This is a genomic window from Streptacidiphilus sp. MAP5-3, assembly GCF_041262505.1.
Classification (GTDB): domain Bacteria; phylum Actinomycetota; class Actinomycetes; order Streptomycetales; family Streptomycetaceae; genus Streptacidiphilus.
The window spans coordinates 14,100-39,765 of the sequence record NZ_JBGCCL010000016.1 but is presented as its reverse complement, the minus strand read 5'-3'; the positions used below and the strand labels follow the sequence as shown (position 1 = coordinate 39,765).

Below are 25,666 nucleotides of genomic sequence, written 5' to 3'. Positions count from 1 at the left end.
GAACTGATACCAGTTCTACTTATGGGCAGCAATGGCCATGCAGTAACCTCCCGGATTGGATGCATGGCACAAGGAACCTGTTCCAGTCTCTTGCGCCCGTCCGCCGTTCCGGTGCGTCGAACGAGGAGGCTGCAAGTGCCGCAGGAGCCGCCGCAGGAGAACCCCGACCGCGTGGCCTGGCGCGACCGCGTCCTCCCGCCCGCGCAGGACCTGGGCGGCGGGGTGTGGAGCATCCCCGTACCGATCCCGGACAACCCGCTGCGGTACACGCTCGTCTACCTGCTGGAGAGCGACCGCGGTCCGGTCCTGGTCGACACCGGCTGGGACGACCCGTCCGGACGCGAGATCCTCGCCGCCGGGGTCGCGGCCGCCGGGCACGCGATGTCCGACATCCACGGCATGCTGATCACCCATCACCACCCCGACCACCACGGGCTCTCCGCGCACGTGCGCGAGCTCTCCGGGGCCTGGATCGGCATGCACGCGGCGGAGGCCGCGGTGGTCCGGGCGGTCCGCGACATCCCCTCGGAGGTCTGGATCGGACGGATGACCCGGAGCATGAGGGCGGCTGGGATCCCGCAGGAGCATCTCGACGGCCTGTCCTCCTGGGGCGACGACTCCGAGGGCGGCCCGGCGACGCTCGGCGCGGCCGTCCCCGACCGGGAGCTCGTGCACGGCGAGAGCGCGGGCGTCCCGGGGCGTGAGCTGCGGGTGATGTGGACGCCCGGCCACACGCCGGGCCACGTCTGCCTCTTCCTGGACGAGAAGCCGCGCACCCGGCTGCTCAGCGGCGACCATCTGCTGCCCACGATCACCCCGGTGGTCAGCCTCTATCCGGAGAACCCGCAGGACGAGCCGACCGATCCCCTCGGCGATTTCCTCGACTCCCTGGAGCGGATCGCCGCACTCGCTCCCGAGGAGGTCCTGCCCGCGCACCAGTACCGCTTCACGGACGCGCCGGGCCGGGTCCGCCAGTTGCTCGACCACCACGCCACGCGGCTGGCCGACCTGCACAGCCAGCTGCGCGACGAACCGCTGACGCTCTGGCAGGCGGCGCAAGGCATGCACTGGAACCGCCCCTGGGAGGAGCTGGGCTTCCTGGCCCGGCACCTGGCCGTCTCGGAGGCGGCGGCGCATTTGCGCAGACTGGTCAAGACGGGCCTGGCGGAAGCGGTCACGGACGAGGAGCCGATCCGCTACCACGCACGGTGAGCGCTAGGGTGTGGCTCGCGGCGTTGCTCCGCGCCGCGATCGGTGCCGCGTTCCATGCTCAGCGAAAGGCCTCACCCGCATGCACTCCGCCCTCCGCCCCGTCGTGACGGCGGCATGTGGTGTCGCCCTGTCGGCGTCCGTCGTGCTCGGCATCGCCGGGCCCGCGCTGGCCGCGCCGATGAACGGCTCGCCGATCTCCCCGACAACCGCCCCTGCGGCTGCGCCCACCACCGCGTCACCGTCCGCTGCGGCCTCCGCGCCCGCTGCGTCCTCCGCCTCCTCTTCGGCGCCGACCGCCACCGCCGGAACCGCCACCAGCCACCCCACCGCGCCGCAGAGCCCGAGCGCCCCCGCGTCGGCGTCCTCCGCCTCCCCGGCCCCAAGCAAGGGCAGCAGCGGCACCTCCCCGTGGCTGTTCTTTGCCGTGGTGCTGATCGCCAGCGTCGGTGCCGGACTCTTCATCAGCTACAGCCGCAGCAAGCGCTCCTGACCCGTCAGAGCAGCTCGGCCGTCTCCAACGCGAAAGCGAACGGCTCGGGCAGTTGCAGCGGCTCCCCGAAGGCCACCGAGACTCCCGACGCGTAGTCCTCCCCGGCGGGGTCGCTGTAGAGCAGCACCCGCGACTCGTCCCGATCGATGATCAGGTACAGCGGGATCGCCGCGCGAGCGTAACAGTGGCGTTTGACCGTCCGGTCGTCGGAGGGCTTGGTGCTGGTCACCTCGACCACCATCGCCACCCCATCGGCATCCATCCAGGACGGCGCTCCACGGAAGATCCGCAGCTCGCGCGGAGCGAAGGTGATGTCGGGAATGACATGGTTCTTGGGGCAACCCCCACCGCTGGGCATGCGGAGCCCCTTCATGCCCGAGGCATCCATGCTCACCTTGGCGTAGGCCTGGATCTGCCGCATCACGGTGCTGATGCAGTCCTCGTGATCCCCGTCGGGCGTCGGAGACACAACGCAGGCGCCTTCGACGAGCTCGGCCTTGCAACCCTCCAGAGTCTCCAGAGCGAGCAAGCCGTCGAACGTCGCAACGCTCACGAGCTGCTGCCTTGTCACAGCAGCTCGCCAGTGTCCAGCACGAAGCCGAACGGCGCCGGCAGCGGCAGCGGCTCGCCGAAGTCGACCGCATAGCGGTCCACGTAGTCATCACCCTTGGGAAGGCTGTGCAGTACGACCTTGCCTTGTTCCCTGTCGACCAGCAGGTAAAGAGGGATGCCGCCACGGCCATAACAGTGGCGCTTCATCACCCGGTCCAGCGATGCTCTGAGGCTGGTGACCTCGACGACCATGGCCACCCCGTCGCAGCGCATCCACGAAGGCGCGCCTCGGAAGAGCCGAAGAGCCCGGGGCGCGAAGGTGATATCGGGAATCGCGTGGTTCTTTGGGCAGGGCCCGCCCCTCGGCAACAACAGCCCCGTGTTCCCGGACTGCTGCATCGGCACGTTCGAATCCCGGTAGACGCGGAACGCGATCTGGTCGATGGCGTCCTGGTGATCCCCGTCCGGCGCGGGCGACACGATGATCTCCCCCTCGATGAGCTCGGCCTTGAAGCCCTCCGGGGTTTCCAGAGCGAGGAAGCTCTCCAGCAGGAGCTCCTCAGGTGTCGGCATCGCCTCGTGCGCCATACAAGCCATGGTCCACCCCCTCGGTGTTCACGACCACCCTTACGCACTGTGGCGGGGCGTGCCGGAGAGTCAGGAAGTCTTCACTCGAACGAGTTCGAAGACAGCTGGGCGTCCAGGATCCGGGCCCAGTGACGCACGATGCGCGCACGGCGGGCGCCGTCGTCGCTGAGGATGTCGGCGAGGCCGAGGCCACGGGCCATGTCCAGGGTGGCCTGGACGGTTTCGCGGACGCCCGGGTGGGACTCGTCCGCGCCGAGGAGGGCGACGGCGGTGTGGTGGGTCTCACGGCCGACGCGGGACTCCAGTTCGAGGACGCGCGGGCGGAGCTGGTCGTCGGTGCTGACCGCGACCCAGAGCTGCAGGGCGGCGCGGAAGAGCGGGCCGGTGTAGAGGTCGACCAGCATCCGCACCACCGCCTCGGTGCGGTTCGGCCCCCGGGCCGGGAGCGCGGCGGCGGCCGACTCCAGCACGGCGTGACGCTGGACCGCGACGTGTTCGACAGCCGCGGTGAACAGGTCCTCGCGGGTCGGGAAGTGGTGCTGGGCCGCGCCCCGCGAGACCCCGGCGCGCTCGGCGACCACGGCCACCGTGCTACCGGTCCAGCCCACCTCGGCGAGGCAGTCGACGGCCGCCTCCAGCAGGCGCTGCCGGGTGACCCTGCTCCGGTCCTGCTTGGGGGCGCGGGCAGGGGTAGAGGCAGGGGCGGGGGCGACTGGTTGTGGCGACACGGCTGATTCCTTTCCGTGCAGAACTCTAGACGCCCCCGCCCGAGCGGACTCGCGGCGTCCGCTCAGTAGGACTGCCGCTCCGCAGGACTGCTGCTCCGCAGGGCTGCCGCTCAGTAGGACTTCGGCAGGCCGAGCGTGTGCTGGGCGACGTAGTTGAGGATCATCTCCCGGCTGACCGGCGCGATCCGCCCGACCCGGACCCCGGCGACCAGCGTCGCCAGGCCGTACTCGGACGTCAGGCCGTTGCCGCCCAGCGTCTGCACCGCCTGGTCCACGCTGCGGACCGCCGCCTCCGCAGCCGCGTACTTGGCCATGTTGGCGGCCTCGCCCGCGCCGAGGTCGTCGCCCGCGTCGTAGAGGAAGGCGGCCTTCTGCATCATCAGCCGGGCCAGCTCCAGCTCGATGCGGACCTGGGCCAGCGGGTGGGCCAGGCCCTGGTGCGCGCCGATGGGCGTCTTCCAGACGGTCCGCTCCTTGGCGTAGTCGACCGCGCGGTCCAGCGCGAACCGGGCCATGCCGGTCGAGTACGCGGCGGCCATGATCCGCTCCGGGTTGAGGCCCGCGAAGAGTTGCAGCAGGCCCGCGTCCTCGTCACCGATCAACGCGTCGGCGGGGAGCCGGACATCGTCCAGGAAGAGCTGGAACTGCCGCTCGGGCATGTGCAGTTCCATCTCGATCGGCCGGTACTCGAAGCCGGGCGCGTCACGCGGGACCACGAAGAGCGCCGGCTTGAGCTTGCCGGTACGGGCGTCCTCGGTGCGGCCGACGATCAGCGTCGCGTCGCTGGCGTCCACACCGGAGATGAAGACCTTGCGGCCGGTGAGCAGCCAGTCCGAGCCGTCGCGGCGCGCGGTGGTGGTCAGGCGGTGCGAGTTGGAGCCGGCGTCGGGCTCGGTGATGCCGAAGGCCATCCGGACGCTGCCGTCGGCGAAGCCGGGCAGCCAGCGCTGCTTCTGCTCCTCGGCGCCGAAGCGGGCGATGATGCTGCCGCAGATCGCCGGTGTGACCACCAACATCAGCAACGGGCAGCCCGCGGTGCCGAGTTCCTCCAAGACGATGGCGAGCTCCTGCATGCCCGCGCCGCCACCGCCGTACTCGGCGGGCAGGTTGACGCCGAGGAAGCCCAGCTTGCCCGCCTCGCGCCAGAGTTCCTCCGGGATGCGGTGCTCCTTGCCGCAGGAGAGCAGGTAGTCGAGGCCGTAGCGGGCGCCGAGCGCGCGCACCGCGGCGCGCAGGTCGCGGCGCTCCTCGGACTCGACGAAGGTGCTTTCGTAGGTGCTTGCCGACGCGGTCATGGCTGCGGGGTCCCCTCCTCCGGGGTCATGTCCGGGGTCTTGTTGCTGCCTGTGGATATCTGTTCCTCGCCCGACCCGCCGGGTTCGCCGATCACGGCGAGCAGCGCGCCGGTGTCGACCTGCTGGCCGACGACCGCGCGCAGTTCGGTGACCGTGCCGTCCGCCGGGGCGGTGACCTTGTGCTGCATCTTCATCGCCTCCAGCCAGAGCAGCGGCTGCCCGGCCGTGACACGGTCGCCGACGGCCGCCTCGACGCGGACGACCGTGCCCGGCATCGGCGCGAGCAGCGATCCGGCCGCCGCCTCCAGGCTCGGGTCCGGGAAGCGGGGAAGCTCGTTCAACGCGACCGCGCCGAGCGGCGAGTCGACGTGGACCAGCGCCTCGCCGTAGCGGGCGACGGCGAACGTCCGCCGCACGCCCTCGACTTCGAGCACGACGCGGTCCTGCGCCGAGGAGACGAGCGCGACGCCGGGGTGCGCCTCGGCGCGCAGGCCGTCCCGGGTCAGGCGGTAGCGGACCTCCTGCTCGCCGCCGTCCACCCCGGCCACGGCGTAGCGCTTGACCTGCGGATGCGCGGGCACGTTGCGCCAGCCCCCGGCGATCGGCGTGCGCCGTTCCGCCGCGTCGGCCAGCGCTGCCGCCAGCGCGGAGACCGCGACGGCGTCCTTGTCGGCAGCCGCGGGCCCGCCCTCGGGAGGGTTGCGGGTGAGGAACGCCGTGTCGACGCGACCGGCGAGGAACTCCGGGTGCCGCAGCACCCGGACCAGCAGGTCGCGGTTGGTGGTGAGCCCGTGGACGCGGGCGCGGCTCAGCGCTCCCGCCAGGCGACGCGCGGCCTCGGTGCGGGTCGGGGCCCAGGCGATGACCTTGGCGAGCATCGCGTCGTAGTGGACGCCGACGGCGCTGCCCGGCTCGATGCCCGCGTCCAGCCGCAGGCCGGCCTTCTCCCCGGCCCGCGGCGGAGCGAACCGGGCGCCCACGCCGGGCAGTTCGATGCGCTCGACGGTCCCGATCTGCGGCTGCCAGTCGCGCGCCGGGTCCTCGGCGTAGAGGCGCACCTCGATGGCGTGGCCCTGCGGTGCGGGCGGCTCGGCCGACGGCAGCTGCCCGCCCTCGGCGACCAGCAGCTGCAGCGCGACCAGGTCCAGCCCGGTGACGCACTCGGTGACCGGATGCTCCACCTGCAGCCGGGTGTTCATCTCCAGGAAGTAGAACCGCCCGTCCGGCGCGAGCAGGAACTCGGCCGTGCCCGCGCCGACGTAGCCGATGGCGCGGGCCGCCGCGCGGGCGGCCTCGTGCAGCCGGTCACGGGTGTCCTCGGCGAGCAGCGGAGCGGGGGCCTCCTCGACGACCTTCTGGTGGCGGCGCTGGATCGAGCAGTCGCGCTCACCGACCGCCCAGACGGTGCCGTGGGCGTCAGCAAGCAGCTGCACCTCGACATGGCGGCCGGTCTCGACATACGGCTCGCAGAACACCTCGTCGCTGCCGAAGGCGGCTGCCGCCTCGGCCCGCGCCGCCGCCAACTCCAATTCCAGCAGCCCCAGTTCGCGGACCACGCGCATGCCACGTCCGCCGCCGCCCGCCGCCGCCTTGACCAGCAGCGGCAGGTCCGCCTCCGTCAGCTCGCCCGGCGCGGCAGCCGTCAGCACGGGGACGCCGGCCGCGGCCATCAACTCCTTGGCGCGGGTCTTGACGCCCATCGCCGCGATCGCGGACGGCGCCGGGCCGATCCAGACCAGCCCGGCGTCCAGCACGGCCTGCGCGAACTCGGCGTTCTCGGACAGGAATCCGTAGCCGGGGTGGATCGCGTCCGCACCGGCGGCCCGGGCGGCGGCGATGACCAGGTCGCCGCGCAGATAGGTGTCGGCGGGCGCGGCGCCCGGCAGGCGGACGGCGGCGTCGGCCTCGCGGGCGTGCGGCGCGTCGGCGTCCGGGTCGGAGAAGACCGCGACCGTGGCGATGCCCAGATCGCGGCAGGTGCGGAAGATCCGCCGGGCGATCTCGCCCCGGTTGGCCACCAGCACGGAGCCGATCACGGCGTCCACGGTGTCCACAGCATTCCCTTTCGGTGCACGGTTGTCGGTCACGGGGCTCACATCCGGAAGACGCCGTAGCCGCCGCGTGCGCCCTGGATCGGCGCACTGTGCACGGCGGAGAGGCAGAGGCCGAGGACGGTCCGGGTGTCGCGCGGGTCGATCACGCCGTCGTCGTAAAGGCGGCCGGAGAGGAACATCGGCAGCGACTCCGACTCGATCTGCTGCTCCACCATGGCGCGCAGACCGGCGTCGGCCTCCTCGTCGTAGGCCTGGCCGCGCGACGTCGCCGCCGCTCGGGCGACGATCGAGAGCACCCCGGCCAGCTGCTGCGGCCCCATCACCGCCGACTTGGCACTGGGCCAGGCGAAGAGGAAGCGCGGGTCGTACGCCCGCCCGCACATCCCGTAGTGGCCCGCGCCGTAGGAGGCGCCGACCAGCACGGACAGGTGCGGGACGCGGGAGTTGGAGACCGCGTTGATCATCATCGCGCCGTGCTTGATGATGCCGCCCTGCTCGTACTCGCGCCCGACCATGTAGCCGGTGGTGTTGTGCAGGAACAGCAGCGGAATGTCCCGCTGGTTGGCCCACTGGATGAACTGGGCGGCCTTCTGGGCCTCCTGACTGAACAACACCCCCTGGGCGTTGGCCAGGATCCCGACCGGGTAGCCGTGGATCCGCGCCCAACCGGTCACCAGGCTCGGCCCGTAGAGCGGCTTGACCTCGTCGAACTCCGAGCCGTCCACGACGCGCGCGATCACCTCGCGCGGGTCGAACGGCTGCCGCAGGTCAGCGGGGACGATACCGAGCAGCTCCTCCTCGTCGTACTTCGGCGGCTCGACCAGGCCGTGGGAACCGTGCGCGTCGACCGACGGTCCCGGCCCCTGCTTGCGCCACTCCAGCCGGGCGACGATCTGCCGTGCGCGGTGCAGCGCGTCGGCCTCGTCGACGGCGAAGTGGTCGGCCAGTCCGGAGACGCGGGCGTGCATCCGCGCGCCGCCGAGCGACTCGTCGTCGCTCTCCTCGCCAGTCGCCATCTTGACCAGCGGCGGACCGCCGAGGAAGACCTTGGACCGCTCGTCGATCATCACCACGTGGTCCGACATCCCGGGCACGTACGCGCCGCCCGCCGTCGAGTTGCCGAAGACGACGGCGATGGAGGGGATCCCGGCGGCGGAGAGGCGGGTCAGGTCGCGGAAGAGCGCGCCACCCGGAATGAAGATCTCCTTCTGGCTGGGGAGATCCGCGCCGCCCGACTCGACCAGGTTGACCAGCGGCAACCGGTTCTCCAGCGCGATCTGGTGGCAGCGCAGCGCCTTCTTCAACGTCCACGGATTGCTGGCGCCGCCGCGCACGGTCGGGTCGTTGGCGGTGATCAGGCACTCGGTGCCGGAGATCCGCCCGATGCCGGTGACCATGCCCGCGCCGACCGGGTACTCGGTCCCCCAGGCAGCCAGCGTGGAGAGTTCGAGGAACGGCGTGTCCGGGTCCAGCAGCAGCTCGATCCGCTCGCGCGGCAGCATCTTGCCGCGCCTGCGGTGCCGCTCCACGTACTTTTGCCCGCCCCCGGCCACGGCCTTGGCCTGTTCGGCGTCGAGCTCGGCCAACTTGTCGAGCATCGCCGCTCGGTGCGCGGCGAACTCCGCGCTGCTCGGGTCGACGCTGGTCGAGAGAACGGTCACAGGAGGACCTCCGGGATGTCCAGGTGCCGCGAGCGGAGCCACTCGCCGAGCGCCTTGGCCTGCGGGTCGAATCGGGCACGGGAGGCGACGCCGTCGCCGAGGATGCCCTCGACGGTGAAGTTGAGCGCGCGCAAGTTCGGCAGCACGGTCCGGGACACGGCCAACCCGGAGGTCTCGGGCAGCAGTTCCTTCAACCGCTCGACGGTGAGGGTGTGCGCGAGCCAGCGCCACCCGTCGTCGGTGCGGGCCCAGACGCCGATGTTGGCACTGCCACCCTTGTCGCCGCTGCGCGCGCCGACGACGTGGCCGAGCGGCGCGCGCCGGTTCGCCGCGCGGACGGCGGGATCCAGCGGCGTCGGCAGCCCGCACTCGGGCACCGGCTCCAATGCTCGTGCGGCGGCCGCGGGTTCGACGGCGATGCGACTGCCGTCCGGCAGCGCGGCCGTGTGCGCGACCTCGGCCGGATCGGCGGTCAGCGCCTCGAAGATGCCGTAGGGCGTGCCCTTGTCCGGCGGCGCGGTGAGGTGGAAGCCGGGGTATCCGGCCAGCGCCAGCTCGACGGGCGCGGCGGCGACCGCACGGGAGACGAGCTTGGCGTCCGGATCGCGAACGGTCAGCCGCAGCAGCGCACTTGCCTGCTCCTCCGTGGCGGCGTCGGCGTGGTCGGTGCGGGCGAGGGTCCAACGCAGATGCTCGGGCTGCTGCTTGCCGAGCGAGTCGAGCGTGTCCGCAAGTTGACTCCTCATCAGCTCGGCCTTGGCGTCGATGTCCAGGCCGGTCAGCACGAAGACCGCCTCACCGATCCAGCCGCCGAGCCGGTTGACGCCGACCTTGAGCGTGGGCGGCGGGGCCTCGCCCCGCACGCCGGAGATCCGGACCCGGTCGGGGCCGTCGGCGGCCAGGGCCACGGTGTCCAGGCGCGCGGTGACGTCGGGTCCCGCGTAGCGGGCGGGGCCGGTCTCGTAAAGGAGTTGGGCGGTGACGGTCTCGGGCGTGACCGCACCACCGGTGCCGGGATGCTTGGTGACGACCGCCGATCCGTCGGCGTGGATCTCCGCCAACGGAAAGCCGGGACGTTCGCCGCCGCGCAGCACCTCCTGGAAGAAGGAGAAGTTACCGCCGGTCGCCTGCGTCCCGCACTCCAGCACATGCCCGGCGACCACCGCACCGGCGAGCCGGTCCCAGTCCTCCCGCGCCCACCCGAAGTGCGCCGCGGCCGATCCGCTGACCAGCGCGGCGTCGGTGACCCGGCCGGTGACCACGACGTCCGCGCCCGCGTTCAGGCAGGCGGTGATCCCCCACCCGCCGAGGTAGGCGTTGGCCGCCAGTGCGTCCGGCCGTTCGGCACGGACGGTGGCGAGGACGTCGTCGCCCTCGACGTGCGCGATCCGCGCCTGCGACAGCCCGAGCCGCTCGGCGAGTTCACGCATCCGGTCGGCCAGTCCGGCGGGGTTGAGGCCGCCGGCGTTGACGACGATGCGGACGCCCCGGTCGAGGGCCAGGCCGAGGCACTCCTCCATCTGCCGCAGAAAGGTCCGGGCGTAGCCGAGGGAGGGGTCCTTTTGCCGGTCCCGGCCGAGGATCAGCATGGTCAACTCGGCGAGATAGTCCCCGGTCAGCACGTCCAGCGGCCCACCGGTCAGCATCTCCCGCACGGCGTCGAACCGGTCCCCGTAGAACCCGGACGCGTTCCCGACGCGCAGGATCGAATCGGACACCTCATGCCCCTTCCGCATTCCGCCTCCGCGGCGGCACCGAACGCGACGGAGCCAGCCTGGCAGGCGGGCAAGAAACAATCAAGCATGATTGCTTTATTCGGTCCGCAGAAAACGGGCGGCGCCCCGCACGCGCGGGACACCGCCCAGAACAAGCCCTACCGAGCCGCGCCAAGCCCTGCCAAGGCCCGCCAAGCCCTGCAAGCCCTGCCAAGTCCTGACGAGCAGGCGGCCTTCAGAGCCGCTGGATGATCGTCCCCGTCGCCAGCGCGCCGCCCGCGCACATCGTCACCAGGGCGAACTCCTTGCCGCTGCGCTCCAGTTCGTGCAGGGCCGTGGTGATCAGCCGGGCGCCGGTACAGCCGACGGGGTGGCCGAGGGCGATGGCGCCGCCGTTTACGTTGACCTTCTCCATGTCGGCCTTCATCACCTGGGCCCAGGACAGCACAACGGACGCGAAGGCCTCGTTGATCTCGACGATGTCGATGTCCTTGAGCGACATCCCCGCCTTGCCCAGCACCGCGCGCGTCGCGTCGATCGGGCCGTCGAGGTGGTAGTGCGGGTCGGAGCCGACCAGCGCCTGGGCGATGATCCGCGCCCGGGGCGTGAGCCCGAGCGCCCGCGCCGCACGTCGTGACGCCCACATCACGGCGGCCGAACCGTCGGATATCTGCGAGGAGTTGCCCGCCGTGTGGATCGCGTTCGGCAGTACGGACTTGAGGCCGCCCAGACCTTCCATCGACGTGTCGCGCAGGCCCTCGTCGTGGTCGAAGAGACGCCACATGCCCTGGCCCGCGGCCTGCTCCGCCTCCGTGGTCGGGACCTGGACCGCGTAGGTCTCGCGCTTGAACCGCTCCTCCGCCCAGGCCTGCGCGGCGCGCCGCTGGGAGAGGACGCCCAGCGCGTCCACGTCCGCCCGGGTCAACCCGCGGTGGCGGGCGATGCGTTCGGCGGCCTCGAACTGGTTGGGCAGGTCGACGTTCCACTCCTCGGGGAACGGCCTCCCGTTGCCGCCCGCCGAGCCCGAGCCCAGCGGGACGCGGGACATGGACTCGACTCCGCAGGCCACGCCGACGTCGACGGCGCCTGCCGCGATCATGTTGTGGACCATGTGGTTGGCCTGCTGCGAGGAGCCGCACTGGCAGTCCACCGTGGTCGCCGGAACCTCGTACGGCAGTCCCATGGCCAGCCACGCGTTGCGGGCCGGGTTCATCGACTGCTCGCCGGCGTGGGTCACCGTTCCGCTGACGATCTGCTCGACCACGTCCGGCTGCACGCCGGTACGGGCCAGCAGTTCACGGAAGGTCTCGCCGAGTAGATAGGCGGGGTGCAGATTGGCGAGTGCGCCTCCCCGCTTCCCTATAGGGGTCCGTACTGCCTCGACGATGACGGGCTCAGCGGCCATGAGCAGTCCCTCCCGACTGGGCCAAGAACTGATACTCGTTCTAGTTCTGTCGACCTTTCTATTCGCCCCGGAGCCCCCGCGCAAGGCCCTTGCATCCACTAGAACGTGTTACTACCGTCGAGTGGAGATCTGACGGTACGTCAGAGCTCGGTTCAGCATTGACCGCACCGTTCGTCCCGTTTCAGACCCCGCCCCGTTTCGGACCCCCCGTTTCGGACGGTGCGTCAGGCCCAGCCCAGGAGGCCCGAGATGTCCTGCCCGGCCCTGCACGACGGATTCGACCCCACCGATCCGGAAGTCAACCAGGCGGCCGTGCCGCTGCCGGAGTTCGCGGAGCTGCGCCGCACCGCGCCCGTCCGCTGGATCCCGCAGGCCGACGGGACGGCCGGTTTCGACGACGGCGGCTACTGGGCGGTGACCCGGCACGCCGACGTCAAGGAGGTCTCTACCCACCCCGAAACCTTCTCCTCCAGCACCAATACCGCGATCATCCGCTTCCACCCGTCGATCCAGCGCGACGCGATCGACAGCCAGCGGCTGATCATGCTGAACATGGACCCGCCCGAGCACACCCGGCTCCGCTCGATCGTCCAGCGCGGCTTCACCCCGCGCGCCATCAACGCGCTCCAGGACACGCTGCGGGACCGTGCCGAGCGGATCGTCCACAGCGCGGTCAAGGAGGGGACCGGCGACTTCGTCGCCGACGTGGCCTGCGAGCTGCCGCTGCAGGCGATCGCCGAACTGATCGGCGTGCCGCAGCAGGACCGGGGCAAGATCTTCCACTGGACCAACACCATGGTCGGCTACGACGACCCCGAGCTCGCCATCTCCACGGAGAAGGGGATGGAGTCCGCCGCCGAGCTGATGATGTACGCGATGGGCATGGCCGAGGAACGCAAGGGCTGTCCGGCAGACGACATCGTCACCAAGCTGGTCAACGCCTCCGGCCAGGGCAACCTCAGCTCCGACGAGTTCGGCTTCTTCGTCCTGGTGCTGGCGGTGGCCGGGAACGAGACCACCCGAAACGCCACCAGCCACGGCATGCACGCGATGCTGACCCACCCCGACCAGTGGGAGCTCTACAAGGAGCGCCGTCCGCAGACCGCCGCCGACGAGATCGTCCGCTGGGCGACCCCGGTCATCTCCTTCCAGCGCACCGCCACCCAGGACACCGAACTGGGCGGGCAGCAGATCCGCGCCGGACGGCGGGTCGGCATCTTCTACGCCTCGGCCAACAACGACGAGGAGGTCTTCGCCGACCCGCGGACCTTCGACATCCTGCGCGACCCCAACCCGCACCTGGGCTTCGGCGGTGGCGGTCCGCACTTCTGCCTCGGCGCCAACCTGGCCCGGCTGGAGATCGACCTGATCTTCAACGCCATCGCGGACGCCATGCCGAACATCCGGCTCACCGGCGAACCGCGCCGGCTGCGCTCGCCGTGGCTGAACGGGATCAAGCGGCTCGACGTCCAGTACGCGTGACCGCTCGCGCGGCCGCACCAGCCCCGAACCCGCCCCGCACCAGCCCCGAACCAGCCCCGAACCAGCCCCGAACGGGTGAGCGCCCCGGCCCTCACCCGTTCGGGGCAGCCAGGGCGCAGCGCGGACGGCGCGCTGGTACGTCTTGGGCATGGCCCAGCAGCAGGCAACAGACGCCGTCCAGGGTGGTCCCGCGCCGATCGACGAGAGTCCGCGGCGGGTACGGCTGGTGTTCCTCGGCGTGATGCTGGGCATGTTCCTGGCCGCGCTCGACCAGACCATCGTCTCCACCGCACTGCCGACCATCGTCGGCGACCTCGGCGGCGCCAACCACCTCTCCTGGGTGGTCACCGCCTACATGCTGGCGGCCACCGCCACCACGCCGCTCTGGGGGAAGCTCGGCGACCTCTTCGGGCGCAAGGGCGTCTTCATCATCTGCATCGTCATCTTCCTGATCGGCTCGGCGCTGTGCGGACAGTCCCGCAACATGACCGAGCTGATCGCGTTCCGCGCCCTCCAGGGCCTGGGCGGCGGCGGGCTGATGGTGCTGGCCATGGCCGTCATCGCCGACGTCGTCCCGCCACGCGAACGCGGGCGCTACCAGGGCGTGATCGGCGCGGTCTTCGGGGTCTCGTCGGTGGTCGGACCGCTGCTGGGCGGGTTCCTGGTCGACAACCTCAACTGGCGCTGGGTCTTCTACGTCAACCTGCCGGTCGGCGTGGTCGCGCTCTTCGTCATCGCGACCGCGCTGCACGCCAAGAAGCCGGAGGGCCGGCCCAGCATCGACTACGTCGGCACGGTGCTGCTGGCCGCCGCGTCCACCTGCCTGGTGCTGATCACCAGCCTGGGCGGGCAGACCTGGGCGTGGAACTCGGTGGAGGTCTGGGGCCTCGGCATCGGCGCGGTCGTGCTGATCGGGGCGTTCATCCTGGTCGAGCAGCGGGTGACGGAGCCGGTGCTGCCGCTGCGGCTGTTCCGGAACCGGATCTTCACCGTCTGCTCGGGGATGGGCTTCATCATCGGCCTGTGCATGTTCGGGGCGCTGTCGTACATCCCGCTGTACATGCAGGTCGTCAACGGCAACTCGCCCACGCAGTCCGGGCTGCGGCTGCTGCCGATGATGGCGGGCGTGCTGATCACCTCGATCGGCACCGGACAGCTGATCAGCAGGACCGGGCGCTACAAGCTCTACCCGATCCTGGGTACCGCGCTGACCTGCGTCTCCCTGGTGCTGCTCGCGCAGGTGGACGAGAAGACCAGCGCGACCGTGATGGGCGCCTACATGCTGATCCTCGGCCTCGGCCTGGGCCTGGTGATGCAGGTGCTGATCATCGCGGTGCAGAACTCGACCGACTTCGCCGACCTGGGCACGGCCACCTCGGGCGTGACCTACTTCCGGTCCATCGGCGGCTCGTTCGGCGCGTCGATCTTCGGGACGGTGCTCAACAACCAGCTGAACTCGAAGATCACCCACGCGCTCGCCGACGGGACGCTCTCGCCGCGGTTCCCGGTGAAGCAGGTGCTGGCCGACCCGACGCTCGTGCAGAAGGCGACACCCGCGCAGAAGGCGATCTACGACCCGTTCCTGCACCTGTTCGCGATTTCGCTGCAGACCGTCTACCTGGTCGCGGCCGGGATCGCGGTGATCGGCTTCGTGCTGTCGCTGTTCCTGCGCGAGGTGCCGCTGCGCACCGCGACCCGCACCGGCGGGCAGGGCGAGGCCGCCGGGCCGCCCACGTTCCGCACCTCGGCCGAGGAGATCGAGGGCATGATCACCCGGCTCTCCAGCCGGGAGAACATCTGGGAACGCTACGGCCGCGCCATCGACCGGGCCGGTGTCGACATCTCCGTCCCGCAGGCCTACGGCCTGTTCCGGCTCCACCACGCGGGCCCGATCACCCAGGACCAGATCTGCGCCCGGCTCAAGATCACCCCTGACGAGATCCGGCCCAAGCTGGACGCGATGGTCGCCTCCGGCCGCGTCCAGGAGGACCAGAACGGAGTGCTGACGCTGACCGCGAGCGGCAGGGACGTCATCGACAAACTCTGCACCGCGCGAGTGGCCCAGCTCAGCAAGAAGCTCGAGGGCTACTCCCCCGAGCAGCACGCGGAGCTGGCCTCGATGCTCCGGGTGCTGGCCGACGACTCCCTCGACGCACCGGGTCGGATGCTGAGCGACTGACGGCGCATCCGCACGAGCGGCTTCTGGCATTCGTCCCGGTATCGCCTGCGGACCCGGCTAAGTGGATGCTTTTCGGCCACTTTCCCGGGTTCGCAGCGTCCGAATGATGCTGCATAATCGGCGCGACCGACGCGCGGGCCGGTGCGTCAGGGTGGGTGGCGAGCTGGGGGTGTGATGACGTTTCCGCCGCACGACGGGAACAACGGGAGCAACGACGAGACGACGGTGCTGCCGCCGATCGACGGTGCCCCTGAGCTGGTGCGCCCTTACGTCCAGGCGGTGGAGTCGGAGTCGGCGGCGCAGTGGGAGCCGACACCGGAGCCCGAGCCGGAGCCGGAGACCGCACCGGAACCCGAGACCGCCCCGGATCCGGTTGCTGCCGAGCTCGAGCCGGTTGCTGCCGAGCCGGGCGGCGCGACGGCGGTGCTGCCCGCACCCGACGCCCGCCCCCGCGAGGCGCGGGGCGGTGGCCGCAAGGGCTGGGCCCTGGCCGGTGGGGCGTTGCTGCTGATCGTCGCCGGAACCGGCGCCGCGCTGCTGACCCAGCCGTCCGGCAGCAGTCCGACCGCGAGCACGTCGCCGAGCCGGACGGTCGCCTCGCCGTCCGTCACCGCCTCCGTGTCGGCGTCGGCGTCCGTCTCCGCGAGCCCGACACCCTCGCACAGCGCGAGCCCCGGCCCGAGTGCCAAGCCCAGCCCGACGGTCCCGCCGACGCCGAAGCCCTCCCCGTCCACGACGCGGCCGAGCCCCTCGCCCAGCCCCTCCAAGACGCCGGGCGTGGGCGCCACCCTCCAACTGGGTTCGACCGGGCCCGCCGTGGTGACGCTCCAGCAGGACCTGCGCGCACTGTGGATCGACCGCGGCCTGAACGCCAGCGGCGACTACGACCAGCGCACGGAGCAGGACGTCGCGTCGTTCCAGGTCTGGTACGGCGTGCAGGGCGACCCGTCCGGTGTCTACGGGCCCAACTCGCAGGCAAAGATGGCCCAGTTGATGGCGTCGAGGGGCAACAAGAGCGGGGGCCGGACCAACGGCGGTTAGCCGGTCAGCCGGTGATCGCCCCGGCGATGCTGATGCCGGCCAGGACCAGCATGATCACCGCGGCGACGCGGGTGATCACGCTCAGCGGGACGTGCTTCATCAGCTTCTGCCCGCCGACGATCGCGAGGCCGCCGACCGCGCAGAGGGCGAGCCAGGAGCCGAGGCCGACGGCGAGCCAATCGGTGTACTTGGCGGCCAGGTTGGCGGTCATGATCTGGGTCAGGTCGCCGAACTCCGCGAGCGCGACGATCGCGAAGCTCGTGCCTGCGACACGCCAGAAGCTGTCCGACTTCGGGTCACGTCCGGAACCCTCGTCCTCCTCCTCGTCCTTGTGGAACAGCAGCATCGCGGCGCCGAGCACGAAGAGACCGCCGACCACGCCCTCCAGCGCGCGGTGCGGCAGCAGCGACAGCAGCCGACCGGCGACCAGGGCCAGGCTGACTTGAACGGCCATCGCCGCCGCGACCCCGGCGAAGACGTAGGAGGCACGGAAGCGGGTGCCGAGCACCAGGCTGGCCAGGGCGGTCTTGTCGGGGAGCTCGGCCAGGAAGATCACACCGAAGGTGATACCGGCGACGGCGATGCTGCTCACGGAGGACGTCCTCGGGTTGGTTCGGCGCCGGGCCTCCGGCCCACGGCTGCGGGGACGCTTCGGCTCGGCAGCGCGCATGGGTATGACGGGCTGCGGCCGAAGGTCTCGCCGACGCGTCCACCCGCGCGAACTGCGCGACGAACATGTCCCGGGCGCCGGGCGAGCGGTGAGGCTCGCCAGTATGTCGACGGTCCGGCGGAAGGCTACTCCCCTTCGAACGGGGTCGAGTCTACCTGGAGCGCCGTGCGCCGAGGGAACGGCTTAGCCGTGTCCTGCGTCCCGGTCTGTGTAAGGTCTGAATAAGTCTCATTGTCGGACTGCAATCTCAACGGGGGATAACGATGGCTGCCACCACTCACCGCGTCCGCTCCGCCGCCCTCCTCGCCGTCGGCTCGGCCGTGCTGGCGGGCTCGGTGCTCGCCGGGACGGGCACCGCCTACGCGAAGTCCGGGGCGTACGTCTCCGCCGGGACCCCGGTGCTGCGGATCGGGCAGAGCGCGCAGGTCACCGCGAGCGGCGGGGACGACGCGGTCCGGTACACCTACCTCTGCCTGGACGAGCGGGCCGGCGGCAGCGGGTGGCACGTGCTCGGGTGCGCCGCACAGCCGTGGCACGACTACACCCGGTCGGTCCGCGCCACGTCGCGCGGAGCGGAGCAGTTCCGCGCCCGCCTGCTGGCCCGCCGCACCCCGACGGGTCCGCTCTGGGTGGACCGCGTCTCGGGCACGGTCACCGTCCTGGTGCACTGAGCCCGCCGCACATCAGAGCCTTCTCGACGCGGGACCTTCCCGGCGCGGGACCTTCTCGACAACGGGGGCCTGCCGGTAGAGGGTTGCCTCATGGACTACACGTCGCTCGGCCGCACCGGCCTCTCCGTCTCCCGACTGTGCCTGGGCACCATGAACTTCGGCCCGCACACCGAGGAAGCCGACGCGCACCGGATCATGGACAACGCCCTGGACGAGGGCATCAACTTCTTCGACACCGCCAACGTCTACGGCTGGGGCGAGAACAAGGGCCGTACCGAGAGCATCATCGGCAGTTGGTTCGCCAAGGACGGCGCCCGCCGCGAGCGGACCGTGCTGGCCACCAAGCTCAACGGTGAGATGCCGATCCCGGGCTACGCGGGGAGCGGCTGGCCCAACACGAACAAGCTGTCCGCGCTCAACATCCGCCGCGCCTGCGACGCCAGTCTGAAGCGGCTCGGCACCGACCACATCGACGTCTACCAGATGCACCACGTCGACCGGGCCACGCCGTGGGACGAGATCTGGCAGGCGATGGAGGTGCTGGTCCAGCAGGGCAAGATCCTCTACGTCGGCAGCAGCAACTTCGCGGGCTGGCACATCGCCACCGCCCAGGGCGCGGCGGCCCGGCGGAACTACCTCGGGCTGATCGCCGAGCAGTCCCTCTACAACCTGATGGCCCGCACGGTGGAGCTGGAGGTGCTGCCGTCCGCGCAGTACCACGGGCTCGGCGTGATCCCGTGGTCGCCGCTCCAGGGCGGCCTGCTGGGCGGTGTGCTGCGCAAGGCCGAGAACGAGGGCGTGCGCGGCGCGGAGCGGCTGGCCCGCCTCGACGAGGCCCAGATCGCACAGCTGCGGCAGTGGGAGGAGTTCTGCGACAAGCTCGGCGCGGAGCCGGGCACGGTGGCGCTGGCCTGGCTGCTGCACCAGCCCGCCGTGACCGCGCCGATCATCGGCCCGCGCACCGACGCCCAGCTCACCACGGCTCTGGCCGCGCTGGAGCTGTCCCTGGACGCGGACGCGCTGGCCGAGCTGGACCGGATCTTCCCCGGCCACAAGCCCGCGCCCGAGGACTACGCCTGGTAGTCCACCGCTGGTCCACCCCGGACGGCGTGGCGCCGCCTACGATCGGCGTATGAGCGCGGATCAGATCACGTACGTCGCCTTCCTCCGGGCCGTCAACGTCGGCGGCCGGAAGGTGGAGATGGCCCGGCTCCGGGCCGAGCTGGACCAGCTCGGTCTGGGGCCGGCCCGTACCTACATCGCCAGCGGGAACGCCTTCTTCGCCGCGCCGCGCACCAGCGGCGCGAAGCGGGCGGCGCTGCGCGCGCGGATCGAGGCGCGGCTGCAGACGGCCTTCGGCTTCGAGATCCCGACCGCCCTCTACACCCTGGACGAGGTCGAGGAGGCGTACGCCGCCGCGCCGTTCGCGGCCATGGGACCGGTCGCCTCCCACGAGCGGTACTCGATGCTCTTCACCACCGGCCCGCTCGATCCGTCCGTCCTGCCGCAGGCCGGGGCCCGCGGCGACTGGGAGGTGGTGGGCCTCCACGACGCGACCGCCTACCTCCGCTACCGCGTCGTCGAGGGCCGCGGACCGGCCAACCCGGTGCCGCGACTGGAGAAGGCGTTCGGCGTCCAGGGCACCGGGCGCTTCCACCACACCGTCGAGAAGATCATCGCCGCCGCGAAGAGTTGAGCACTCAGCTCGGTCCGTCCCAGTCGAGCGTCGGCGGGAGCACGCCCTCCAGCGTGAGCAGCCAGCGCTTCACGTCCATCCCCAGCTCTCCCCCGAAGAAGCCGCCCAACCCGTCGGCCGCGACCACGCGGTGACAGGGCACCAGCAGGAACAGCGGGTTCGACCCCATGATCTGCCCCACCGCGCGGGCGGCGAGGTGCGCCTCCAACTCGTTCTCGAACGCGCCGCTGCGGGCGGCGAGTTCGCCGTAGGTGACCGTCCGCCCGTACCCGACGGTGCGCTCCAGCGTCTGCAGCACCTGGCGCTGGACCCCGTCCGTCCAGCTCCAGTCCAACGGCAGTGAGAGTGTCCGGCGCGCCCCCGCGAAGTACTCCGCGAACCGGGCGGCCACCATCGCCGCCCGCTCGTCGTCCTCCGGACACGGCTCACCGGGCAGCCCGTCGTGCCAGAACGACGTGCTGACGACCCCGCGATCGGTCACCGCGACCTGTATCGGCCCGGTGGGCAGCGGCGACTGGACCGCGACCCAGCGGGCGTTCGTCTCCATGCAGAGGACTCTAGCGAGGGGTGTGACAATCCCGGCGGTGTGGGTTCCGGCTCAGGTCAGCGCCAGTGCCGCCGCGCCGATCAGGCCCGCGTCCGTGCCCAGTTCCGCCGCGCGGACCTGCAGGCCCTGAGTGAAGGGCAGCGCCGCGTAGGTCGTCAGGTGGTCACGCAGCGGCGCGAGCAGCAGCTCGCCCGCCCGCAGGACGCCGCCGCCGAGGACGGCCACGTCCAGCTCGACCAGCGTCGCGGTCGCCGCGATGCCCGCGGCCAGTGCCCGCGCGGCGCGGTCGAAGGCCGCCACGGCGACCGGGTCGCCCGCACGGGCCGACTCCGCCACCGCCGCCGCGTCCACCGCGCCGTCCGGGCCGTCAGGGGTGCGCCAGCCGTGGGCCACCGCCCAGGAGGCGATGGCGGTGCCGCTGGCCACCCGCTCCAGGCAGCCGCGTGAGCCGCACGGGCAGGGCTCGCCGTCGAAGTCGACGGTGATGTGGCCGAGATGACCCGCGTTGCCGGTCGGCCCCGGGTAGACCTTGCCGTCCAGGACCAGGCCCGCGCCGACTCCGGTCGAGACGACCAGGCAGAGCGCGTTGGCGTAGCCGCGCGCCGCGCCGCGCCAGTGCTCGGCGGCCGTCATGGCGACGGCGTCACCGCCCAGGACCGTGGGCAGACCGTCGACCTGCGGCAGCCCGCGCACCCGAGCGACGACGGGAAACCCGCGCCAGGCCGGGATGTTGACGGGGCTGACCGTCCCGAGCCCGATGTCCACCGGCCCCGCGCTGCCGACGCCGACCGCGGTGACACCGGCCCACCGCTCGTGCTCCGCCAGCACCGCGAGCACCTCGGCGACCGCCGCGAAGACCTCGTCCGGATCGGGGGCCTTGGCCTTGGTCGGACGCTCGACCCGGTGGAGGAGGACGCCGTCCGGGTCCACCAGGCCACCGGCGATCTTGGTACCGCCGATGTCGATCGCCGCGACGCAGGATGCAGGGGAAGTGCTCATGGTCAGCGAGTCTGCTGGCCTGCTCGTGCCGATGTCCACCTCAGGCGAGCCGGCCCACGTAGCGGATGCCGTTGGCTCGGATCGCTCCGGCGTCGATGGCCGCCTGCTCCTGCTCGGCGGTGACGCCGTCCAGTGCCAGGTGGAAGTAGGCGTCGAACTCCAGCAGCTCCGTCTCGAAGGGCGAGGCCTCCAGCGCGTGGAGCAGCGTCTCGCCGGTGAGCAGCCCCGCGGCGTCCGCCCAGCCGTTGAAGTACGCGGACCAGTCGCCGCCCTCCTCCTGCCAGGCCTGGCGGTACCGACGCAGCCACCAGCCCCGCTGCAGCTCCTCGCCCTCGCCCTCGCCCTCGGCCGGCTCGGGCGCGTCGGGCCCCAGCCGGTCGAAGCACCAGCGGGCGGTCGCCTCGTCGAACCGCTCCCGCGCCCACTCGCGCACGACCAGCCGCCCGCCGGGCTGCATCAGCTCGGCCACCCGGGCCAGCAGGGCGTCGATGTCGTCGACATGGTGGAGCGAGAGGCAGGCTACGGCCGCCTCGACGGGGAGGTCACCGGCCTCCGGCTGCCAGTCCTCGAAGCGGAGCCGCCGGTACGACGGACCCTCCGGCGCACTCGGGTCGACGCCGACGGCGTGGTGGCCCTTCGCGTGCAGCAGCGGGACGAAGCCGCCGAGCGGCCCGCACCCGATCTCCACCACGGCGCCCGGCCCGGGCGGCACCTGCTCCTTCACGAACGGCCACAGCGCGTCGATCCGCTCCCGGTCCCCCGGCAGGACCGGACGCGGGCCGTCGTGGTCGTGGCCGCTCCCGTGCTGGTGGCCGTGCCCGCCGTGACCGTGCCCGCCGTGCTCGTGCGCCATCCGCCACGCCTTCCGTCTCGTCGCCGTTCGTGCGTGCGCGCTCAGCTTGCCACGCGGGCCACACGGCACGACACAGCCGACACCGACTATTGGAAGGAAGCGTTCCGGCCGAATCCGGGTTGGATGGCCGATGAGGAGTTGTCGGCCACCGGCCGAGCGCGCGTGTGCTGCGCGTCAACGCCCTCGCTGCGGAAGGACTTCAGCTCATGCGCTTTGCTGTCCTGGGTACCGGCATCGTCGGTCGTACGATCGCCGGAAAGCTGTCCTCACTCGGCCACGACGTGGTGATCGGCACCCGCGACCCGGAGGCGACGCTCGCCCGTCAGGACAAGGACCGCGCCGGGAACCCACCGATCTCCGCGTGGCTCTCGGAACACCCGCAGGTCCGGCTCCTCCCCTACCCCGAGGTGGGCGCGTTCGCCGACCACGTCGTCAACGCGACCTCCGGAGAGGGCAGCCTGCCCGCGCTGGAGGCGGTCGGCGCGGACCACCTGGTCGGGAAGATCGTCATCGATGTCGCCAACCCGCTCGACTTCTCCCAGGGCTTCCCGCCCTCGCTCAGCCCGGTCAACACCGACAGCCTGGCCGAGCAGATCCAGCGGGCCTTCCCCGAGGCCCACGTCGTCAAGACGCTCAACACCATGAGCGCGCTGGTCATGGTCGAGCCGACGCGCGTCCCCGGACCGCACTCGGTCTTCGTCTGCGGCAACGACGCCGAGGCGAAGAAGACGGTGACCGCGCTGCTGGAGTCCATCGGCTGGCCCGCCGACGAGATCTACGACCTCGGTGACGTCACCGGCGCGCGCGGGACCGAGATGGTGCTCCCGATCTGGCTCCGCCTCTACGGGTCCTTCGGGGACGGGGACTTCAACTTCCACATCCAGCGGGCCACCCGCTCCGCCTGACCTACGACCGCCCGTCGGCTTCCCCGACATCGCCCAGTTCGGAGACAACGGCGTCGACCTCGGTCAGCCACCCGGTCCAGAACCGCTCCATCTCGATGCCCGCGGTCAGCACCAGGTGCTGCAGCTTGGCCTCGGCGGTCTGCCGGGCCTCCTTGTCGGGGAAGTCGCGGGTCTCCATCACCCGGTAGGCGTCCAGTTGCGCGGTGTGGAGCGCCAGATGACGGCGGACCTCCGCGCCGAGGTCCCCGACGCCGACCATGGCCGCCGCGCGCAGCCGCAGGGCGAGCGGGTCGCGCAGCGCACGCGGCTCGTCGCTGCGGGAGACCCAGGCGGCCAGCTCGTCCCGGCCGCGGGGCAGCACCTCGTACTCCTTGCGGCGGCCCTGGGCCGGCGGGCCGGGGATGGCCCGGATCAGCCCGGCCTCCTCCAACTTGCCGAGCTCGCGGTAGATCTGCTGGTGGGTGGCGGCCCAGAAGAAGCCGATCGACTTGTCGAAGCGCCGCGTCAGCTCCAGCCCGGAGGACGGCTTCTCCAGCAGGGCGGTGAGGATGGCGTGCGGCAGCGACATGCCCCAGATCCTAGGCCGAAGCAGGCCCGCAGGGTCCGGGGCGGCCGCGTGCCGCACGCCCTCACACTCGCCGCGCCACCCTCACGGCACTAGCTGATCGTCCACTGCTGGAGCGCGGAGCCGGTGTCCGTCTCCTGGGTCACCAGCGAGCCGTCGGCGGCCCCGGCCGTGGTGAGCAGCAGCCCGCTGTGGACGTTGGTCACCGTGTCCTGGCCGGAGGCCAGCCGGGCGACCGTCCAGTGCTGGTTGCTGTTGCCGGTGCAGGTCCACTGGATGACGGCGTCGCCGGGTGTGGTGGCGCCGCCGTTGTCGTCCATGCAGAGGCCGGACTGGGCGTTGACGATCTGGTACGACCCGTCCGGCTGCTGGGTGAACTGCCAGCTCTGGTTGGCGCCGCCGTTGGCCGTCCAGGTGATCAGCTGGGTGCCCGCCTTGGTGCTGTGGTTGGGGTCGTCCAGCGCCTTGCCTCCGCCGCCCGCGCCGAGGACCAGGGAGTGGGTGCCGTTGAGGTTGCTCGGCGCGGTGCCCACGGCGGTCATCGTCAGCGTCTGCTGCGCCGCCGTCCGGCCCCCGCCGACGCTGCTGCCCGAGGTGTCGGTCCAGTACCGGGCCGGAGTGGTCTCGGCGACGCCGCCGCCTGCGGCGGACAGCCCCAGCACCAGGCCGCTGTAGCGGTTGACCAGTCGGTACGTGCCGCTGCCGTCGGCGTCCGGGATGACGAACCACTGCTGACCGACCGTCGGGCCGCCGCTGCCCTCGGCGGTGACCGTCGGACTGGTACCCCAGGCGCGACCGGCGGTCGTGCCGGAGTCCACGCCGAGCAGCTGCCCGGTGGACGCGTTGGTGATCCGGTAGGAGCCGTCGCCGTCGCTCGCGAAGGACCAGTCCGCAAGCGTCGACCCGGTGGTGGCGGACTCGGAGGCGGTGGCGCTGCCGCCGGCGACCTGGGTCAGCACCCGGCCGTCACCGCTGGCGACGGTGTAGGTCTTCGTCGGGTCGAACGGGGAGGCGGCCGGCGCCGAGGAGTCCACGGTCACGTTGGCGTACTCGCCGTCCGAGCTGTGGCAGGAGATGGCGCAGTAGGCCCGGAACGACTTGCCGACGATGCTGGAGCTGGTCAGGTTGGCACTGTCCAGGAACCAGCGGTACCAGGACTGGTCGGTGTAGCTGCCGGAGGTGCCCGCCAGGTACCACTTCTGCGTGGCCAGGTTGTCGGTGACGTAGTACTGCTGCGCCGCCGCCGAGGTGGTCGCGTTCTCCGGCTCGCCGATGTAGAGGCCCAGGTAGGCGTCGTAGGTGATGTTCATGATGAACAGTTGCGACTTGGCCGGCAGCACTCCGGCCGCGACCTGCTGGTCGACGTCGCCGGTGTTGGCCGGGCTGTAGTCGCTCGACGGATCCGTGTAGCCCGTCGGGGTGGACGAGGTGACCGGGACCATGTTGCTCTCCAGGCCGCCGATGCCGGGCTGGGACCAGGAGCCGTCGTACCACTTCTGCCAGGTGCCGCTCGCCATCCTGCCGGAGATGGGCGCGCGGGCGACGTGCGCGAGGCCGCCGTTGCTGCCGCCGACGCCGCCCTTGGGGATGATCCGCGAGCCGTAGTAGACGTAGAAGTACCCGGACGCGGTGTCGACGAAGAGACGCGGGTCGCCGTCACCGTAGTCGTAGGTCTGGTTGGGGAAGGCCGTGGTGTCCCCGCGCGTGGTGCTGTACGGGGACGTGATCGCGTGGCCCTCGATGCTCCAGGTGTGGCCCTGGTCCGTCGACTTGGCGTAGTCGATCGAGTCGTAGTGCAGCCCGTCGCCGAACGGCTGCGGGGTGAACTCGTTGTGGACCAGGCCGTACCAGTCACCGGTGTCCGGGTCGACCCAGACTCCGACCAGGTCGCAGTAGTTGGGCTGGGCGTAGCCGGACCCGGAGGGCGCGGAGGTGGCGGTCAGGCCGGTCGGGCTGTTGTTGCAGCGCCAGGTGGTGTCGGCGTTGCCGTCCTTCGAGTTGGCGGGGTTGACCGCGTTGTCGAGGGACGAGTCGGCGGTAGCGGTGTCGAAGTTGCTGCCGCTGTAGAAGCTCCACGCCCGGGGGTCGGTCGCGCCGTAGAGCGAGTGCGACTCCTGGAAGTAGAACGTCCCGTCCTTGTCGATGTAGCTGCTGGCCGGGGTGTCGTCGGCGTAGTTGTACGTACCGGTCGAGCCGATGGTCACGGTGTAGCTCGCGGCGGACGGGTCGTGGGACGAGCCGTGTGCGGACGCCGAGGCGGCGCCGACGACGTTGCCGCCGACCAGGGCCAGGGCGAGGGCCGCAACGGCGGCTGGAAGCTTTAACGTGCGAGCGGAGCGAAACACCACGGGGGACTCC

Annotated in this window: 23 protein-coding genes; 9 read left to right on the top strand and 14 right to left on the bottom strand. The window is 71.5% G+C overall.

Annotation, left to right across the window (positions count from 1 at the left end; translation table 11 throughout):
• Window positions 1–135 precede the first annotated feature (135 nt).
• Window positions 136–1,212: an MBL fold metallo-hydrolase gene (locus ABH928_RS22915; RefSeq protein ID WP_370069432.1), complete on the top strand. Its 1,077-nt coding sequence runs from the start codon at window positions 136–138 to the stop codon at window positions 1,210–1,212.
• A gap of 79 nt (window positions 1,213–1,291) precedes the next feature.
• Complete coding sequence (locus ABH928_RS22910) at window positions 1,292–1,702, top strand: hypothetical protein (RefSeq protein WP_370069430.1); 411 nt, start codon at window positions 1,292–1,294, stop codon at window positions 1,700–1,702.
• Window positions 1,703–1,706: 4 nt separating this feature from the next.
• On the opposite strand, the gene ABH928_RS22905 is transcribed toward ABH928_RS22910, so the two are convergent.
• From ABH928_RS22905 to ABH928_RS22870, 8 genes are all read right to left on the bottom strand, one after another.
• A complete protein-coding gene (locus ABH928_RS22905) occupies window positions 1,707–2,255 on the bottom strand; it encodes a Uma2 family endonuclease (protein WP_370069428.1) in 549 nt (182 codons plus the stop codon).
• A gap of 14 nt (window positions 2,256–2,269) precedes the next feature.
• On the bottom strand, window positions 2,270–2,842 hold the full coding sequence (locus ABH928_RS22900) for a Uma2 family endonuclease (protein ID WP_370069426.1): 573 nt from the start codon (window positions 2,840–2,842) through the stop codon (window positions 2,270–2,272).
• An 80-nt stretch (window positions 2,843–2,922) separates the two neighbouring features.
• The gene (locus tag ABH928_RS22895; RefSeq protein WP_370069424.1) at window positions 2,923–3,570 is read right to left on the bottom strand and encodes a TetR/AcrR family transcriptional regulator; all 648 of its coding nucleotides are present in this window, start codon (window positions 3,568–3,570) and stop codon (window positions 2,923–2,925) included.
• Between the two features lie 110 nt (window positions 3,571–3,680).
• The gene (locus ABH928_RS22890; protein ID WP_370069422.1) at window positions 3,681–4,865 is read right to left on the bottom strand and encodes an acyl-CoA dehydrogenase family protein; all 1,185 of its coding nucleotides are present in this window, start codon (window positions 4,863–4,865) and stop codon (window positions 3,681–3,683) included.
• A complete protein-coding gene (locus ABH928_RS22885) occupies window positions 4,862–6,901 on the bottom strand; it encodes a biotin carboxylase N-terminal domain-containing protein (protein WP_370069628.1) in 2,040 nt (679 codons plus the stop codon). The genes ABH928_RS22890 and ABH928_RS22885 overlap by 4 nt, the downstream gene beginning before the upstream one ends.
• Before the next feature lie 56 nt (window positions 6,902–6,957).
• A complete protein-coding gene (locus ABH928_RS22880; RefSeq protein WP_370069420.1) occupies window positions 6,958–8,580 on the bottom strand; it encodes an acyl-CoA carboxylase subunit beta in 1,623 nt (540 codons plus the stop codon).
• Window positions 8,577–10,316, bottom strand: coding sequence for an acyclic terpene utilization AtuA family protein (locus ABH928_RS22875; RefSeq protein ID WP_370069418.1), 1,740 nt, complete (start codon window positions 10,314–10,316; stop codon window positions 8,577–8,579). Before ABH928_RS22875 ends, ABH928_RS22880 begins: the two co-directional genes overlap by 4 nt.
• A gap of 214 nt (window positions 10,317–10,530) precedes the next feature.
• Window positions 10,531–11,700, bottom strand: coding sequence for a steroid 3-ketoacyl-CoA thiolase (locus ABH928_RS22870; protein ID WP_370069416.1), 1,170 nt, complete (start codon window positions 11,698–11,700; stop codon window positions 10,531–10,533).
• 249 nt (window positions 11,701–11,949) lie between these two features.
• Here ABH928_RS22870 and ABH928_RS22865 point away from each other — a divergent pair, with 249 nt between their 5' ends.
• From ABH928_RS22865 to ABH928_RS22855, 3 genes are all read left to right on the top strand, one after another.
• Window positions 11,950–13,182 carry a cytochrome P450 gene (locus tag ABH928_RS22865; RefSeq protein WP_370069414.1) on the top strand — a complete coding sequence of 411 codons (1,233 nt, stop codon included), beginning with the start codon at window positions 11,950–11,952 and terminating at the stop codon, window positions 13,180–13,182.
• A gap of 148 nt (window positions 13,183–13,330) precedes the next feature.
• Window positions 13,331–15,361, top strand: coding sequence for an MFS transporter (locus ABH928_RS22860; RefSeq protein ID WP_370069412.1), 2,031 nt, complete (start codon window positions 13,331–13,333; stop codon window positions 15,359–15,361).
• A 174-nt stretch (window positions 15,362–15,535) separates the two neighbouring features.
• Window positions 15,536–16,402: a peptidoglycan-binding protein gene (locus tag ABH928_RS22855; protein ID WP_370069410.1), complete on the top strand. Its 867-nt coding sequence runs from the start codon at window positions 15,536–15,538 to the stop codon at window positions 16,400–16,402.
• Window positions 16,403–16,406: 4 nt separating this feature from the next.
• On the opposite strand, the gene ABH928_RS22850 is transcribed toward ABH928_RS22855, so the two are convergent.
• Entirely contained in the window at window positions 16,407–16,994 is a 588-nt protein-coding gene (locus ABH928_RS22850) for a TMEM165/GDT1 family protein (RefSeq protein ID WP_370069408.1), read from the bottom strand.
• Between the two features lie 341 nt (window positions 16,995–17,335).
• On the opposite strand from ABH928_RS22850, the gene ABH928_RS22845 reads away from it, so the two are divergent.
• From ABH928_RS22845 to ABH928_RS22835, 3 genes are all read left to right on the top strand, one after another.
• On the top strand, window positions 17,336–17,743 hold the full coding sequence (locus tag ABH928_RS22845; protein WP_370069406.1) for a hypothetical protein: 408 nt from the start codon (window positions 17,336–17,338) through the stop codon (window positions 17,741–17,743).
• 90 nt (window positions 17,744–17,833) lie between these two features.
• Window positions 17,834–18,826 carry an aldo/keto reductase gene (locus tag ABH928_RS22840; RefSeq protein ID WP_370069404.1) on the top strand — a complete coding sequence of 331 codons (993 nt, stop codon included), beginning with the start codon at window positions 17,834–17,836 and terminating at the stop codon, window positions 18,824–18,826.
• A gap of 49 nt (window positions 18,827–18,875) precedes the next feature.
• The gene (locus ABH928_RS22835) at window positions 18,876–19,439 is read left to right on the top strand and encodes a DUF1697 domain-containing protein (RefSeq protein WP_370069402.1); all 564 of its coding nucleotides are present in this window, start codon (window positions 18,876–18,878) and stop codon (window positions 19,437–19,439) included.
• 4 nt (window positions 19,440–19,443) lie between these two features.
• Here the strand turns inward: ABH928_RS22835 and ABH928_RS22830 are convergent, their stop codons facing one another.
• From ABH928_RS22830 to ABH928_RS22820, 3 genes are read right to left on the bottom strand one after another with little or no spacing between them, the layout of a single operon-like run.
• Window positions 19,444–19,986 (bottom strand): methylated-DNA--[protein]-cysteine S-methyltransferase, encoded by a 543-nt coding sequence (locus tag ABH928_RS22830; RefSeq protein WP_370069400.1) that lies wholly within the window; start codon window positions 19,984–19,986, stop codon window positions 19,444–19,446.
• Window positions 19,987–20,037: 51 nt separating this feature from the next.
• Entirely contained in the window at window positions 20,038–20,985 is a 948-nt protein-coding gene (locus ABH928_RS22825; protein WP_370069398.1) for an ROK family protein, read from the bottom strand.
• Between the two features lie 40 nt (window positions 20,986–21,025).
• On the bottom strand, window positions 21,026–21,838 hold the full coding sequence (locus ABH928_RS22820; RefSeq protein ID WP_370069396.1) for a class I SAM-dependent methyltransferase: 813 nt from the start codon (window positions 21,836–21,838) through the stop codon (window positions 21,026–21,028).
• Between the two features lie 206 nt (window positions 21,839–22,044).
• On the opposite strand from ABH928_RS22820, the gene ABH928_RS22815 reads away from it, so the two are divergent.
• Complete coding sequence (locus tag ABH928_RS22815; RefSeq protein ID WP_370069394.1) at window positions 22,045–22,743, top strand: NADPH-dependent F420 reductase; 699 nt, start codon at window positions 22,045–22,047, stop codon at window positions 22,741–22,743.
• A gap of 1 nt (window position 22,744) precedes the next feature.
• Here the strand turns inward: ABH928_RS22815 and ABH928_RS22810 are convergent, their stop codons facing one another.
• The gene (locus tag ABH928_RS22810) at window positions 22,745–23,311 is read right to left on the bottom strand and encodes a PadR family transcriptional regulator (protein WP_370069392.1); all 567 of its coding nucleotides are present in this window, start codon (window positions 23,309–23,311) and stop codon (window positions 22,745–22,747) included.
• A gap of 89 nt (window positions 23,312–23,400) precedes the next feature.
• Window positions 23,401–25,656 carry an RICIN domain-containing protein gene (locus tag ABH928_RS22805; RefSeq protein ID WP_370069390.1) on the bottom strand — a complete coding sequence of 752 codons (2,256 nt, stop codon included), beginning with the start codon at window positions 25,654–25,656 and terminating at the stop codon, window positions 23,401–23,403.
• Window positions 25,657–25,666 lie beyond the last annotated feature (10 nt).